Origin of the sequence: Duffyella sp. Ts4 (assembly GCF_051851875.1) — a bacterium.
In the GTDB taxonomy this organism is placed as follows: domain Bacteria; phylum Pseudomonadota; class Gammaproteobacteria; order Enterobacterales; family Enterobacteriaceae; genus Duffyella; species Duffyella gerundensis.
In genome coordinates, this window is record NZ_JBLYPN010000004.1 from 382,343 (window position 1) to 395,599 (window position 13,257).

Below are 13,257 nucleotides of genomic sequence, written 5' to 3' on the forward strand. Positions count from 1 at the left end.
AAAATCGTTACAGCCATTTTTTAGGATTAATGGTACTGGTTTTGCCCACGGTGCAGCGGTAGCTTACGACACCAGCCAGGCCCATGAGCGCAAGCATCAGGCGTCTGAAAGTGAAAATAATCACTCTGGTAATGATTGGCGCTAAAAGCGCCGCCGGACGATTTAACGCGCCTTTCCGCGTTACGATTTGTAACTCTTGAACACCAGGAAATCTCAGCGATCCCGTTCGCTGAATGACCCGCTCACGTCTAAAACTTAACTGCTGTTTATGTTTTTCAGAGCGAAACTTCTCTTTGGTTTTCACGAGGTACTTTATGTCTACAGTTAAAACACCACGCCAGCACGGCCAGGTCCGCGATGCGGCAACCCTTAACGCCGCCGATACGCTGCCGCCTGAAACGCACGCCGCGCCGTCCGCCGTTGTCGAACCGCTGAATCTTTCATTTTCTACCGCTACCGCCGATACGCTGTCGCTGAGCACTCTGTATGCCGCCGGGCAGACCGCGGATACCGCGCTGCCCATCGCGACGCTTTATTCCGCCAGCGGGCTGGTCAGCCCGGTTGGCCTTGCCGCAGAGAGCACGCTCAGCAGCGCTTCAGCGGTAAGCCAGAGTGCTGCTGCAGCGGCCACTGACGTCAGTCATGGCGTGGTGCACGCGGCAACGGTCACCACCGCGGCCAGCCTGACCATGGATACGGTTTCTGGCGATAACGCGGTCAACTATCAGGAAGGCATCTCTGGCCTGGTGTTTACCGGCCATGCCAGCGGGCTGGCAGCGGATACGCCAGTCAGCGTAACGCTGGGCGGTAAGCACTTCGACAGTTTGATCAACGCTGACGGCAGCTGGCACATCTCGCTTAACGATCAGCAACTGGCGACGCTAAGTGACGGCGTTTACACCGCGGTGGTGACGGCAACCAGCCCCAGCGGCCAGCTGGTCAGCGCCAGCAGCGATGTCACGCTGATCACCCATCTTGCCAGCATCCCCAACGTCAGCTTCGATAATGTCACCAGCGACAACGTGATCAACATTGCTGAATCGCAGCAGGGGCTAGTGCTCACCGGCCACCTCTCTACGCACAGTGCGCCGGGCCAGAGTTTGACCATCGCCTCAGTGGGCGGGCTGGACAGCATGAAAGAGTATGCCGCCACCATTCACAGCGACGGCAGCTGGAGCGTGGCGATTCCGGCAGCAGATATGGCGAACTTCATCGATGGCAACGAGCACCGTTTGGTGGCGACCACCAGCGATGCGGCAGGCAACCATAATCAGGTGAGCTTTGAGTTCAGCACCCAGTTGCAGCTGCCTGAAGTCTATTACGAGCTGGATATTGGCGGCGATCTGACCCTGACCCATCAGGAAGCGCAGCACGATCTGAGCTTCTACATCGATGGCGTGCAGAGCATCGATATCAACGGCAAAAGTTACACCCCCACCGATGGCATGGTCACCGTGCCATCTGCTGATTTGCTGGCGCTGCCGGACGGCCCGGTTAACGCTACCGTGCATCAGGCGGATAGCTACGGCAACAGCGCTACGCAAACATTGAGCAACTTTTTTACCGCTGCTACTCATGGGCCGCAGCCTGCACACACTCTGAGCGCTGCCGACCTCGGTTTGCAGCAGACGGACAGCAGCCATGCTGCGCTAATGGGCGATGCGTCGCACAGCAGTGACACAAGTTATTATCAGCCCGTCTCCTCGACGCTGGCGGATCTGCTGACCGAGCAGCATATTCAGGCCACGCTGATTTAACGCGCCTGACGGCGACACCCTCGCCGTCAGGGTTAAGTAAAACTGTTTGTTTTTTGGCAATGACTCACGCTTTCTGCGCCGGATAATTCCGTAAAGTGTCAGGCGTGAACGCAGATAAAGCGGTATAACATCGCGTTACCGATATTTTATTAACACTTTCCGATCGGCTACGGTTGCGCTAATTCATGCTGAAGTATTAATGTAGGTAATGCGTTTAACAGGATACTAACATGCCCGATTGGCCTGACAGGCGGTCAGGTTTCGAATCGGGTAAGTATGTTCAGAAAGGCCGTTGCCTTTCTGGCAGCCAGGTAAAAAATCAACAAAAATAACATCGCGGGATGTGATACCACATGATCAACAGACTGTTTGCCTGCTGCTGCCTGGGCGCGTTGTTCTGCGCGTCGGTGCAACCCTTATGGGCCGCAACAGAACCTAAAGCAGAGTTCAACTGGCGTGCCGCGCCCAGCGAAGAGCAAGTTGCCTCGCTGACGCTGCGCCAGGCTATTCTCAGGGCCTTTGCCCGTAATCCCAAAATTGCCGAAGCGGCGGCGCAGATCCACGTCAACGAAGGCGATCTGGATGCGGCGAAAAGCGCCTGGTATCCGCAGATTTCGTTGCAGGGTTCAGGCGGTCGCTCTCATCAAACCGACTCGTCCGGCAGCCTGAATAACAGCGGCTCCGCGGGCGTCACGCTCAGCCAGCTGCTGTACGATTTTGGCCGTACCGGTGGCGCCATCGATGAACAGTATGCGCTCTCTGACGCCTACCGGTTCGCGCTTTACGACACCATGACCACCGTCGGCCAGGATACCCTACAGGCCTATCTGCAGGTGAAGCGCTATCAGGCGCTGGTCACCGCCTCGCAGAGCAATGTGAAATCGCTGGAGCACGTGCGCGATATCGCCAAACTGCGTGCCGATGCCGGTCTCAGCTCGCAGTCAGACGTACTGCAGGCGGAAACGCGCATCGCCGGTATGCACGCCACGCTGGAGCAGTACCGTGCTCAGCAGCGCTCGGCGCTGGCGCAGCTTACCGTGTTAACCGGCGTAGTGCCGGTGACGCTGCCGGAGCTGCCGGAGGCGCTTCTGAAACAGCAGATTACGCTGGATAAAATTGGCTATCAGAACAGCGCGGCGGTACGCAGCGCACAGGCGAAGCAAGTGGCAGCGCAGCAGCGTATCAAGCAAGCCAGCTCCAATCACTGGCCAACCATCAAAGTGCAGGCGGGCCGCACCCGATATGAGAACGACAGCCGTTCATACTGGGACGATGAGCTGCAGCTGCAGGTGGAAGCGCCGCTCTATCAGGGCGGCCTGGTCAATGCCAAAACGCGTTCGGCAGAAGGCGAACGTGAAGCGGCGCAGGCGGCCATCCAGCAAGCCAAACTTGATATTAATCAACACGCTTCTACTGCCTATGCCGACATGATCGGCGCCCAGCAGCGTCAGCAGGCGGGCGAGGCCCAGCTGGCCAGCGCGGAACACACCCGTAATGTCTACGCCGATGAGTACAAGCTCAGCAAGCGCAGCCTGAACGATCTGCTCAGCGTGGAGCAGGATGTTTTTCAGGCGGACAGCATGCGCACCAGCGCGCTGTATGACGGCTGGGACGCCACGGTTCGTTACGCGGCGGCGGTCGATAATCTGCTCGATATCATGGGCATCGATCGTGAAAAGAGCAGCGGCACCACTTTACCTTCGCTGAACTAAGCGGCGAACGGCACACAGAGGCAGTATTAATGACAACACAACGTGCAACCACCGAGAACTGGATCGCCGCCATGCTGCGCGTCGCGGCGCGCTTCGGTAAGCCAGCCGATGGTGACACCCTGCGCCAGCAGATGCGCTGGTTTGAGCAGTTAACCGATGCGCAGCAGCTGGAGCGACTGGCGGGGCTGCTGGGCCTGCATCTCACCATGACGCCGCGCGACAAACTGCGCTGGCATCAGGAAATTACGCCGGTGGTGCTGGCGCTGGAAAATGGCGGCGTGGCGGTGATTGAAGCCATTGATGGCGCAGGTAAGGCGCGTTACTGGCTCAGCGACGGCGGCGATGTGGTGCGGGAAACCGAACTGGCCAGCCTGCTGGCGCGCGCGGAGCCGCTGGTCGGCGTGGTCGGCGTGGCCGCCCGCGGTCGTGACGCGCGCATCGATGAATTTGTGCAGCCCTATCAGCCGCACTGGTTCTGGCGCAATTTTCGCGGCATGGGGCGGCGCATCGCCGAGATCTCGCTCGCTTCGGTGGTTGGCAACGTGCTGGCGCTGGCAGGCATTCTGTTTTCGATGCAGGTTTATGACCGTGTGATCCCGGCGCAGTCGCAGCCAACATTATGGGTGCTGTTTACCGGCGTGCTGATCGCCGCCGCGGTGGAATACCTGATTCGCCTGATGCGCACGCAGGTGTCTGACATGATGGGCAAGCGCATCGATCTCAAAGTCTCTTCCATGCTGTTTGCCCGGGCGATGAGCATCCGTAACGAGGCGCGACCCAAATCCACCGGCTCTTTTATTTCTCAGCTGCGTGAAATCGATCAGGTGCGTGAACTGCTGACCTCCACTACCGTTGGCGCGGCGGCAGATATGCCGTTTGTGATTCTGTTCCTGTTTATTATGGGTTTTATCGGTGGCCCGCTGGTGATCATCCCGCTGCTGGCGATTCCGTTGATTGTGATTCCCGGCCTGCTGGTGCAGATCCCGATGGCGAAGCTGGCGAAAGAGGGGCTGCGCGAAGGCGCACTGCGCAACGCGGTGCTGGTGGAAACCATTGAGGGCGTTGAGGATATCAAGGCGCTGCAGGCGGAACCTTACTTTCAGCGGCAGTGGGAACAGACGCACGAGGTTAGCGCCACGATCGGCATGCAGCAGCGGCTGTGGGGCGCGCGGCTTACCGGCTGGGCCTCAACCGTGCAGCAGCTGACCTACGCCGGCATGCTGGTGTTTGGCGTTTATCTGGTGCTGGCGGGCGATATCACCACCGGTACGCTGGTGGCGAGCAGCCTGCTCTCCTCGCGCACCATTGCGCCGCTGATGCAGCTGACCATGGTGTTTTCGCGCTGGCAGCATGCCAAAAGTGCGATGAACGGGCTGGATGAACTGCTGAAAAAGCCGCTGGATCAACAGCCGGAAGGCGAAGCGGCGCACTGCCCAACGCTGACCGGCCATTACGACCTGCGTAACGTCAGCTACAGCTACGATGAAGAGAAAGTCAAAAATGTGCTCACCGTCGGCCAGTTGCAGATCAAGCCGGGCGAACGCATTGCGCTGCTGGGCAAGGTGGGCGCGGGCAAATCGACGCTGCTGAAGCTGTTAGCCGGACAGGCGCTGGCGACTCAGGGCAAGGTGCTGGTGGATGGCGTCGACATTGCGCGCATCGATCCGGTGGATCTGCGTCGTCAGCTTGGCTGGCTGTCGCAGGATTCGCGGCTCTTCTTCGGCACGCTGCGGCAGAATCTGATGCTGGGCAATCCGCACGCCAGCGAACAGGAAATGTTGCAGGCGCTGCGCATCAGCGGCGCGCTGAGCCTGGTGCAGCAGGATGCCGCCAGCCTCGATCGGGTGATCAACGAAGGTGGCCGCGGACTCTCCGGCGGCCAGCGGCAAATGGTGATGCTCAGTCGCATGATTCTGCGCCAGCCGCAGGTGGTGTTGCTTGATGAGCCGACCGCATCGATGGATGAGCAGCTGGAAGAGCATGTGATCAAACAGATGGATGAATGGCTGCGTGGCCGCACGCTGGTGTTGGTGACGCACAGACCGGCGCTGCTAAAAATGGTGGATCGCATAGTGGTGATGGAAGGCGGCAGAATTATCGCTGACGGCGCCCGCGATGAGATCCTGCGCCGTGCCACGCCGCAACCCGCACGGGGAGAAAACGCATGAGCCTGGTGTTAATGGATCGCAAATTCAAACAGAACGAACGGCGGACGTCGGCCATTATCTGGCTGTGTAGCGCGGCGCTGGTGCTGTTTCTGGTGTGGGCGCATTTTGCCGTGCTGGATGAGGTAACGGTCGGCACCGGCAAGGTGACGCCGCCGAGCCGTGCGCAGGTGATTGAGAGCCTCGACGGCGGCATCGTCAATGAGCTGAACGTCCATGAAGGCGATATTGTGGAAAAATCGCAGGTGCTGGCACGCCTCGATCCCACCCGTTTTCAGTCCAACTTTGGCGAAGCGCAGGCCAAAGCGCGTACCCTACGCGCCTCGGCAGAACGGCTGCGTGCCGAGCTGACCGGTGCGCCGTTGCAGTTCAGCGCAGAAACGCTGAAGGCGCCGGAACTGGTGGCACGCGAAAGCCAGCTGTTTGAATCGCGGCGGCGCAATCTCACCGAAACGGTCAGCAATTTACAGCAGTCGATGAAACTGGTGCAGGATGAGCTGCGAATGACTGAACCGCTGGTGGCGAAAGGCGCAGCGGGGCAGGTTGAGGTGATTCGCCTGCGCCGTCAAATCAGCGATCTGCGCGGTAAAATCGATGAGGCAAAAAACGACTACGCGGTGCGCGCCCGGGAAGAGCAGGTGAAAAATAACGCCGATCTGGATGCCCAGTTGCAGGTGCTGGCCGGTAAAGAAGATCAACTGACGCGCGCCACGCTCTATTCACCGGTGCGCGGGATCGTCAAGGATATTCAGGTCACCACCGTTGGCGGCGTGCTGCAACCCGGCGGTAAGCTGATGGAGATTGTGCCGCTGGAAGATCAGCTGCTGATCGAAGCGCGCATCAATCCCCGTGATATCGCCTATATTCGCCCTGGCCTGGCGGCGGTGGTGAAAGTCACCGCGTATGATTCGTCGATTTACGGCGATCTGCATGGTGAAGTGGAAACCGTCTCGCCCGACACGCTGCAGGATGAGGTGAAGCGCGATCAATATTATTATCGCGTTTGGGTGCGCACGCAGAAAGCGGAACTGACCAATAAAGCGGGGCGTAAATTTCCTATTGTGCCGGGCATGGTTGCCAACGTGGAAATTAAAACCGGGCAAAAAACAGTCATGGATTACCTGTTGAAACCGCTGAACAAAGTGAAAGAGGCGATGCGCGAACGCTGATATTTTGTCAGATGATTCCGAATGGCTGAATTTTCAGATAAGAAAGCCTGGCGATGCATTTATTTCCGCGGGTGCTCATATTCGGCCTGCCCGTTCCGCCAGATTGCAGACAAAAAAATGCCGGGCAATAAGCCCGGCGGGAAATAAGGGTAAAACAGATCATTCGGGGTGAATGAAGGTAATAATGAAATAAAATGATGATAGCGGGATCTATTATATAACCCGATGACCGACTCTTTTTATCATTCAGTGCTCAGATTTCAGCGTAAATTAATGTTATGAAATAGAAGGTTTTTTATATTTCTATGCATTTTGTGCGATAATTTTAAGCGATGTGTGCTGTTTAAAAGTTCCGCTTTATTTACATTTAGAAACACTGCTTCGCATCGATGAAACATCTTCGGAAATTTAGTAGCATTTTCTTTATAGATTATTACCCTCATCGAATGAACAATGGCCCATCGGCTGAATTTTTAGGCTTTCAGCACGCAGTGGCAAATAAAGGCACATAATTAGAGGGTAATAAAAATGAAACTTCGCGTTCTCTCCCTGATGGTCCCCGCGATGCTGATCGCTGGTTCAGCAGGCGCAGCTGAGATTTACAACAAAGATGGAAATAAGTTGGATCTCTTCGGCAAAGTAGACGGTTTGCACTATTTTTCCGATAACGACGGTTCTGACGGTGACCAATCTTATGTGCGCTTTGGCTTTAAAGGCGAAACGCAAATCTCTAACGAACTGACTGGCTACGGTCAGTGGGAATATCAGGCGGCGCTGAATAATTCTGAAGCCCAGGGCACCGCAGACAGCTTTACGCGTGTTGGCTTTGCCGGCCTGAAGTTCGGTGATGCGGGCTCGCTGGATTATGGCCGTAACTACGGCGTGATTTACGATCTGGGCGCGTGGACCGACGTGCTGCCTGAGTTCGGCGGCGACACCTACGGCGCGGATAACTTTATGTACCAGCGCACCAACGGCGTGGCGACCTACCGCAATAACAACTTCTTCGGCCTGGTTGATGGCTGGAACTTTGCGGTGCAGTATCAGGGTAAAAACGACAACGCGACCGAAGCGGCTGGCGGCCGTGATGTACTGGCACAGAACGGTGATGGCTGGGGTCTGAGCACCACTTACGATCTCGGCTCTGGTTTCGGTATCGGCGCGGCGATGTTCCAGTCTGATCGTACCAACAATCAAAATGGCCTGGGCAACAACAACACCGATATTCGTGGCCGTGGCGACAAAGCGGAAGTCTATGCGGGTGGCCTGAAATATGACGCCAACAACGTCTACCTGGCAGCGACCTACAGCAAATCCTATAACGCTACCCGTTTCGGCGACAGCAACGACAGCGATGTTTACGGTTATGCAGACAAAGCGGAAAACTGGGAGCTGGTGGCACAGTATCAGTTCGACTTCGGCCTGCGTCCTTCTCTGGCCTACGTCTCCTCACGCGGTACCGACATTCAGGGTTACGGAAAGCAGAACCTGAAAAAGTATATCGACGTAGGCGCGACTTACTACTTCAACAAAAACATGTCGACCTATGTTGATTATCAAATCAACCTGCTGGACGACAACCAGTTCACCGACGATGCCGGTATCAATACCGACGACGTGGTGGGTGTCGGCCTGGTTTACCAGTTCTGATCAAATAAAAACGGAGCCTGTTCAGGCTCCGTTTTTTTATGCATCTGCTCGCTCACCGCTTAGCTTCCTCCTGTGACACGCGCGTGTCGCCACCTTGCTCCGGCTTTGTTGCCGCATTCAGCATCTGCTCACTGAAGCCGCTAAAGGCCAGGCCGCTTAACGTCAGGCCGGAAAACTTCATTAGGTGAAGCATCACTACGGAAGGGGTGTTGATCATGGTCAGCTCCTGAGTCGGCAGGCGTAACATACGCAATCTAACCTAAGCAGGAGTCGTGCCATATCTGTAAAGCAGGAATAACGCGGGTTCAGGCGCAGCCTTTAAGGCGAGTTGCACAGCGCCGGTGCAAAAACGGCCTCATAATGAGGCCGTGATGCCTTATCGACGTGCGCGATAAGCGGTCAGCGATTTTTTGCTGGTCTGTTTTTTCATGCGCCAGGTTGCATAGAACATGGCCGCCAAAGAAAGCAGCAGCAGGGCATAATAGATCATTTCGGTCTCCTGTTTAGCGAGTAATATGTCCGCCACAATTGCGACGCGATCTATGAATCACTATTTTCGTTAGCCTGAAGACATTATTCAACGTTCAATTGTCCCAATTTGCCGCAAGTTATGCTGAAAATTTCATTATCCGTAAAAGAAGGGAAGGATATGCGCTTTTTGATCGCCGTCTGTTGTGCGGCGCTGCTGTTAACCGGTTGCGATAAGCCACAGGAATCCACGCTGGTATTGCAGGGCAAGACCATGGGCACCGTCTGGCGCGTGAGCCTCGCGGGCGTTGAGGCATCGCAGCAGGCGGAGCTGCAGCAGGCGATACAGCAGCAGCTGGATCATGACGACCGCGAGCTATCCACCTGGAAAAGTGATTCGGTGCTGTCGCACTTTAATCAGTATCACGGCCTTGAACCCCAGCCGATCGGCGCCAACATGGCGGATATTATTGTCATGGCACTGCGCATTGGCGCCAAAACCCAGGGCGCGATGGACATTACCGTTGGGCCGCTGGTGAACCTGTGGGGCTTTGGGCCTGACGCGCAGCCGCACCATTTGCCGACGGCGGCGCAAATTGCCACGGCAAAAGCGCAAACCGGTTTACAGCATCTGCGGGTGACTGAGGGCGTCAACGGCGCGTCGCTGCAGAAAGATCTGCCCGATCTGTATGTCGATCTCTCTACCCTGGGCGAAGGCTTTGCCACCGATCATCTGGCGCGCCTGATGGAACAGAGGGGCATCAATAATTATCTGGTGTCGGTGGGCGGCGCGGTATTGACGCGTGGCCTGAACAGCGGCGGCAACGCCTGGCGCGTGGCGGTGCAAAAACCCACCGATCGTGAGAATGCCGTCGAGGCGATTGTCGATTTACAGGGGCACGGCATTAGCACCTCCGGCAGCTATCGCAACTATTATGAACTGGATGGCAAACGCATTTCGCACGTCATCGATCCGGCGACCGGTGCGCCGATTGAACATAAGCTGGTCTCTGCCACCGTGATCGCCACCACCGCGCTGGAAGCGGATGGCTGGGACACCGGACTGATGGTGCTGGGCACGGAAAAAGCGCGGGCGCTGGCGATCAAAGAGAAGCTGGCGGTCTATCTGGTCACCAAACAGGGCGACGGTTTCACCCACTGGATGTCACCGCAGTTTCGCGCCTTTCTCCGCGACGAGCAGGGCAAAACTGCACCTTAATAGTGTTGGAGGCGATGATGCTCGATCTGTTTAGCGATGAAGCACCCTGGACTGAGCCACTGGCACCCGGCGCGGTGATCCTGCGGCGGCTGGCACGCGATCAAGCAGGCGACCTGCTGCGCACCGTGATGGAGATTGCCGCCGTGAATCCGTTTCAGCATCGCATCACGCCCGGCGGCTATCGCATGTCGGTGGCGATGACCAACTGCGGCAATTTAGGCTGGTACAGCGATCGTCGTGGCTATCGCTACAGCGAGCAGGATGCGGAAAGCAACCGTCCCTGGCCGCCGATGCCCGCGTCGTTTCTGGCGCTGGCGCAGCGCGCCGCTGGTCTGGTGGGATTTAAGGACTTTGCGCCTGATGCCTGTCTGATCAATCGCTATGCGCCCGGTGCCAAAATGTCGCTGCATCAGGACAAAGATGAAAAGGATCTGAGCCAGCCGATCGTCTCCGTTTCGCTCGGCCTGCCAGCGGTGTTTCAGTTTGGTGGCTTTGAGCGCGGCGACGCGGTGCAGCGCGTGCTGCTGGAACAGGGAGATGTAGTGGTGTGGGGTGGCCCGTCGCGGCTGCGCTTTCACGGCATTCAGCCGCTGAAGCCGGGCGTGCATCCCGACGCGGGCGCGTTCCGCTACAACCTGACGTTTCGTCGCGCTGGGATGGCGCATTTTTAAGCTTAATGAGAATTATTATTGCTATCAACGATCATCTGATTACACTGCTGGCAGCTCTCGTCTGACCTGGAATGTATCATGGAGTTACTGCACGTCGTTTATAAGCAATACCGCTGGCCGTTTATCGCGGTAATTGTACTGAGCCTGCTGAGCGCAGCGCTGGGCATCGGCCTGATCGCCTTCATCAATCGCGAACTGATCGTCAACATCAACGCGTCGTTGACCGTGCTGCCGGAGTTCCTGCTGCTGCTGGTGATTCTGATGGCGGTGACGCTGGCTTCGCAGCTGGCGCTGACGCAGCTTGGCCACCATTTCGTTTATCGTCTGCGCGGCGAATTTATCAAGCGTATTCTCGATACGCGCGTGGAGCGCATCGAGCAAATCGGCAACGCGCAGTTGCTGGCGGGACTGACCAGCGACGTGCGCGCCATCACCATCGCCTTTGTGCGCCTGCCGGAACTGATTCAGGGAGTGATCCTGACCCTCGGCTCTGCTGCCTGGCTCGCCTGGCTGTCACCAAAAATGCTGCTGATCACCTCGCTGTGGGTGGCGATTACCATTGTCGGCGGCTGGCTGCTGGTGGCGCGAGTTTACCGCCATATGGCAAAGCTGCGCGACATTGAAGATCGGCTTTATGGCGATTTTCAGACGGTGACCGAAGGGCGTAAAGAGCTACAGCTTAATCGCCAACGCGCGCAGCTGATTTATGACACCGTCTATCAGGAAAACGCCAGCGCTTATCGCGATCACATCGTCAGGGCGGATACCTATCACCTCAGCGCGGTGAACTGGTCAAACATCATGATGCTGGGCGCTATCGGCATTGTGTTCTGGATGGCCAACAGCCTCGGCTGGGCCAATACCGCAGTGGCGGCAACCTATTCATTGACGCTGCTGTTTCTACGCACGCCGTTGCTCTCTGCCGTGGGCGCGTTACCCACCTTACTCAGCGCACAGGTGGCTTTCAATAAGCTGCGCACCTTCGATCTGGCCGAGCACCGGCCGGGCTTTGCCACGCCGGTGGTTCATCCGCAGTGGCAAACGCTTGAGCTGCGCGATGTCAGCTTTCACTATGGCGAAAAAGGCTTTAATGTCGGGCCGGTTAACCTGACGCTGAAGCGCGGCGAACTGCTGTTTCTGATCGGCGGTAACGGCAGCGGAAAATCGACGCTGGCGATGCTGCTCACCGGCTTGTATCAGCCCACCGGCGGCACTATTTTACTCGATGGCGTGGCGCTGGAGGAGAACCAGCGCGAGGGCTATCGTCAGCTATTTTCTGCCGTATTCACCGATCCCCATCTGTTTGATCGGCTGATCGGGCCGGGCGGTGAACCCGCCAACCCGACGCTGGTGCAGCACTGGCTGGCACGCCTGAAGATGCAGGACAAAATCAAGCTGGAAGGCAACCGCGTGCTCAACCTCAAGCTCTCCAAAGGGCAGAGTAAGCGGCTGGCGCTGCTGCTGGCGATTGCCGAAGAGCGGGATATTTTACTGCTGGATGAGTGGGCGGCCGATCAGGATCCCCATTTCCGACGGATTTTTTATCGGGAAATCCTGCCCTGGCTGCAGGAGATGGGCAAAACGGTGTTTGCTATCAGCCACGACGATCACTACTTCGTGCATGCGGATCGCTTGCTGGAGATGCGCGAAGGCCAGCTTAGCGAACTGACCGGCGATGAGCGGCAACAGGCGACGCTGGATGCGGTCACGCGCACGGATACCTCCGCTTAATCACACCGGTGCGGCAACCAGCGTGGTAATTTCCGCTTCCTGAATCTGAAAGGCGGCTATAAAGGTCCTGCCGCCGACAAACGGCGTCAGGCTTTCGCACAGCCGCAGACGCGCCACGCCGCGGCGGCTGTCCAGCTCAATCACCTCCGCCTGATGAAAATCCATCAGCTGCTGGCAGCGCGGCCAGACCGCCTTATACAGGCTCTCTTTCAGCGAGAACGTCAGGGTCAGCGCACTGGCAAAGTCGAGCCGACAGTAGCGCAACAGCGACAGTTCGCTGGCGGAAACCAGCGTATCGGCAACCTCTTCGGCCGTGGAAAGCGACATCTTTTGTTCGACATCGATGCCCAGCAGCCGCGGCTCTTCGCTATATACCACCAGCGCCCGTCCTTCGGTATGCGACAGCGACGCGCTGATCCCCGTGGGCCAGCGCGGTGATCGATCCGCATGATTACCCAGCACAACATCATCAATACCGCAGGTTGCCATCGCATGCCGCACCGCATAGCGGCTGGCGAGCCAGTGCGCGCGTCGCTTACTGACCGAACGGTTAAGGTGCGACGGCGCGGGCAGCTGACTCAGGGCAAACAGATCGTCGCTGAAATGCGCGCTATTAAAACGCAGCTCGCAGAAACGCACCTGCGGCAATACGCACCAGTGAGAAACACTCATGCTGCTGAAAAAAGGCCGATCGGGCACGGCAACAGGCTGTTGG

The 13,257-nt window shown here is 57.4% G+C and carries 11 protein-coding genes; 8 read left to right on the top strand and 3 right to left on the bottom strand.

The genetic code is table 11. The features are described from left to right. Positions 1-7: 7 nt before the first annotated feature. Entirely contained in the window at positions 8-304 is a 297-nt protein-coding gene (locus ACJY2L_RS09535) for a hypothetical protein (protein ID WP_439212421.1), read from the bottom strand. Between the two features lie 10 nt (positions 305-314). On the opposite strand from ACJY2L_RS09535, the gene ACJY2L_RS09540 reads away from it, so the two are divergent. The 5 genes from ACJY2L_RS09540 (at position 315) to ompC (ending at position 8,453) form a co-directional block, all read left to right on the top strand. Next, the gene (locus tag ACJY2L_RS09540) at positions 315-1,757 is read left to right on the top strand and encodes a hypothetical protein (protein ID WP_439212420.1); all 1,443 of its coding nucleotides are present in this window, start codon (positions 315-317) and stop codon (positions 1,755-1,757) included. 353 nt (positions 1,758-2,110) lie between these two features. Beyond that, positions 2,111-3,469, top strand: coding sequence for a TolC family outer membrane protein (locus tag ACJY2L_RS09545; protein ID WP_439212419.1), 1,359 nt, complete (start codon positions 2,111-2,113; stop codon positions 3,467-3,469). A 29-nt stretch (positions 3,470-3,498) separates the two neighbouring features. Further along, entirely contained in the window at positions 3,499-5,637 is a 2,139-nt protein-coding gene (locus tag ACJY2L_RS09550) for a type I secretion system permease/ATPase (protein WP_439212418.1), read from the top strand. Further along, entirely contained in the window at positions 5,634-6,803 is a 1,170-nt protein-coding gene (locus ACJY2L_RS09555; protein WP_187485662.1) for an HlyD family type I secretion periplasmic adaptor subunit, read from the top strand. Before ACJY2L_RS09550 ends, ACJY2L_RS09555 begins: the two co-directional genes overlap by 4 nt. Before the next feature lie 528 nt (positions 6,804-7,331). Continuing rightward, on the top strand, positions 7,332-8,453 hold the full coding sequence (ompC, locus tag ACJY2L_RS09560; protein ID WP_439212417.1) for a porin OmpC: 1,122 nt from the start codon (positions 7,332-7,334) through the stop codon (positions 8,451-8,453). Positions 8,454-8,505: 52 nt separating this feature from the next. On the opposite strand, the gene ACJY2L_RS09565 is transcribed toward ompC, so the two are convergent. After that, positions 8,506-8,670, bottom strand: a complete 165-nt coding sequence (locus ACJY2L_RS09565; protein WP_157883886.1) for a hypothetical protein — start codon at positions 8,668-8,670, stop codon at positions 8,506-8,508. A gap of 432 nt (positions 8,671-9,102) precedes the next feature. On the opposite strand from ACJY2L_RS09565, the gene apbE reads away from it, so the two are divergent. The 3 genes from apbE (at position 9,103) to ACJY2L_RS09580 (ending at position 12,542) form a co-directional block, all read left to right on the top strand. Then, entirely contained in the window at positions 9,103-10,140 is a 1,038-nt protein-coding gene (gene apbE, locus ACJY2L_RS09570) for an FAD:protein FMN transferase ApbE (RefSeq protein ID WP_439212416.1), read from the top strand. 17 nt (positions 10,141-10,157) lie between these two features. Then, positions 10,158-10,811, top strand: a complete 654-nt coding sequence (alkB, locus tag ACJY2L_RS09575) for a DNA oxidative demethylase AlkB (RefSeq protein WP_439212671.1) — start codon at positions 10,158-10,160, stop codon at positions 10,809-10,811. 78 nt (positions 10,812-10,889) lie between these two features. Next, positions 10,890-12,542 carry a multidrug ABC transporter permease/ATP-binding protein gene (locus ACJY2L_RS09580; protein WP_439212415.1) on the top strand — a complete coding sequence of 551 codons (1,653 nt, stop codon included), beginning with the start codon at positions 10,890-10,892 and terminating at the stop codon, positions 12,540-12,542. Here the strand turns inward: ACJY2L_RS09580 and ACJY2L_RS09585 are convergent, their stop codons facing one another. Then, positions 12,543-13,214, bottom strand: a complete 672-nt coding sequence (locus ACJY2L_RS09585; protein WP_162265766.1) for a 4'-phosphopantetheinyl transferase family protein — start codon at positions 13,212-13,214, stop codon at positions 12,543-12,545. It lies immediately after the preceding gene. Between the last annotated feature and the right edge of the window lie 43 nt (positions 13,215-13,257).

Excerpts from the sequence above, each read along its gene's own strand:
- ACJY2L_RS09540 (WP_439212420.1), top strand. The coding sequence starts at position 315 with ATGTCTACAGTTAAAACACCACGCCAGCACGGCCAGGTCCGCGATGCG.
- ACJY2L_RS09545 (WP_439212419.1), top strand. The coding sequence starts at position 2,111 with ATGATCAACAGACTGTTTGCCTGCTGCTGCCTGGGCGCGTTGTTCTGC.
- ACJY2L_RS09550 (WP_439212418.1), top strand. The coding sequence starts at position 3,499 with ATGACAACACAACGTGCAACCACCGAGAACTGGATCGCCGCCATGCTG.
- ACJY2L_RS09555 (WP_187485662.1), top strand. The coding sequence starts at position 5,634 with ATGAGCCTGGTGTTAATGGATCGCAAATTCAAACAGAACGAACGGCGG.
- ompC (WP_439212417.1), top strand. The coding sequence starts at position 7,332 with ATGAAACTTCGCGTTCTCTCCCTGATGGTCCCCGCGATGCTGATCGCT.
- ACJY2L_RS09565 (WP_157883886.1), bottom strand. The coding sequence starts at position 8,670 with ATGATCAACACCCCTTCCGTAGTGATGCTTCACCTAATGAAGTTTTCC.
- apbE (WP_439212416.1), top strand. The coding sequence starts at position 9,103 with ATGCGCTTTTTGATCGCCGTCTGTTGTGCGGCGCTGCTGTTAACCGGT.
- alkB (WP_439212671.1), top strand. The coding sequence starts at position 10,158 with ATGCTCGATCTGTTTAGCGATGAAGCACCCTGGACTGAGCCACTGGCA.
- ACJY2L_RS09580 (WP_439212415.1), top strand. The coding sequence starts at position 10,890 with ATGGAGTTACTGCACGTCGTTTATAAGCAATACCGCTGGCCGTTTATC.
- ACJY2L_RS09585 (WP_162265766.1), bottom strand. The coding sequence starts at position 13,214 with ATGAGTGTTTCTCACTGGTGCGTATTGCCGCAGGTGCGTTTCTGCGAG.